1 protein-coding gene and 1 pseudogene are annotated in these 1,681 nt (G+C 66.8%); both read left to right on the top strand.

Annotated features, from left to right (window positions below; all coding sequences use genetic code 11):
* Positions 1 to 660, top strand: a 660-nt coding sequence (locus LQV45_RS30455; protein WP_230010961.1) for a substrate-binding domain-containing protein, incomplete at its 5' end; no start/stop codon positions are given.
* 109 nt (positions 661 to 769) lie between these two features.
* Positions 770 to 1,681, top strand: a pseudogene (locus LQV45_RS30450) (ribulokinase); the annotation flags it as partial.

Below are 1,681 nucleotides of genomic sequence, written 5' to 3'. Positions count from 1 at the left end.
GACCAGGGCGCGGACGGATTGATTGTGATCGTGCCGCACGACGGGACACTTCAGGTGCTCGAGGACCTGAACCTGGATCTCCCGGTAATCGTCGTCGGCGGAGCCGGAGAAGGGCGGTTGAGCGGCGCGATGGTCGACCAGAAGCTCGGTGCGCGGCTGGCCGTCGCCCATCTGATCAGCCTTGGCCACGAGCGGATCGGCCATGTCTCCGGACCGCTCGACTGGGTGGACGGCAAAGCCCGGGTTGACGGGTGGCGCGAGGAGTTGGCGGAAGCCGGCCTCTCCGACGAACTTCTGGTCGAGGGGGACTGGAGTGCGGACAGCGGGTACCGGATCGGGCAGCAGCTGGCAGAACAGCGCAGCGCCACCGCGGTGTTCGTCAGCAACGACCAGATGGCGCTCGGACTGCTGCGGGCGTTCGGCGAGAAGGGTATCCGGGTTCCGGAAGACGTCTCCGTGGTTGGCTTTGACGACCAGCCCGAATCCGCCTACTTCATGCCGCCGCTGACCACCGTGCGACAGGACTTCGAGGAACTCGGAAAGCGCTGCGTGGACCTGATACGCGCCCAGGTCGAGGGCGATGCCGCCAGCGGCGCCCTGGTGGTCAAACCTGCTCTCGTGGTGCGCGCCAGCACCGCACCCCGCCCCCGTCTCTCCTAAGGGCCGAAGTCCTCCGTTCCGGCAATACGTGCCAGGCTTCTTGACAGCAAGTTTGTTAGCGCTAACAATAAGGGGGTTCGCAATGTTGCGGAACCTATTGGAGGATTTGATGGACTTCTCAGTGGACGGAACCGAAAACTTTGTCATAGGCGTGGACTACGGCACGCTTTCCGGGCGGGCCGTCGTCGTCCGGGTCCGGGACGGCAAGGAACTGGGCAGCGGGGTATTTGAATACCCGCATGCCGTGGTCACCGGCGAGGACACGGCTGGCGTCGCCGGCATCCGGCTTCCGGGCGAATGGGCCCTGCAGGTGCCCAACGACTACCGCGACGTGCTCCGCCGGGCTGTGCCGGCGGCCGTCGCCGACGCCGGGATCGACCCAGCCGCCGTGGTGGGCATCGCCACCGACTTCACGGCCTGCACCATGGTCCCCGTCAAGGGCGACGGCACACCGCTGAACGAGCTTCCCGGATTCGCCAACCGCCCGCACGCCTACGTGAAGCTGTGGCGCCACCATGACGCCCAGCCGCAGGCGGACCGCAGCAACGCCCTGGCCTCGGAACTCGGCGAAAACTGGCTGCCGCGCTACGGCGGACTCATCTCCTCCGAATGGGAGTTCGCCAAGGGCCTGCAGTTGCTGGAGGAGGACCCGGAAAGCTACGCCGCGATGGACCGCTGGGTGGAAGCGGCTGACTGGATCGTCTGGCAGCTGTGCGGCAACTACGTCCGCAACGCCTGCACGGCCGGCTACAAAGGGATCTACCAGGACGGCCGCTACCCGTCCAAGGAATTCCTGTCCGCCCTGAACCCGGACTTCAAGGATTTTGTCAGCGCCAAGCTGGCGCACACCATCGGCCGGCTCGGCGATGCGGCCGGCTATCTGACGGCCGAGGCCGCCGCCTGGACCGGACTGCCGGAAGGCATCGCCGTCGCAGTGGGCAACGTGGACGCCCACGTCACGGCGCCCGCAGCGAAGGCAGTTGAGCCCGGGCAGCTGGTGGCCATCATGGGAACCTCCACC

Source organism: Microbacterium sp. Bi128 (assembly GCF_918698205.1).
The sequence above is the reverse complement of the archived record's forward strand: the minus strand, read 5'-3'. Positions and strand labels throughout refer to the sequence as shown.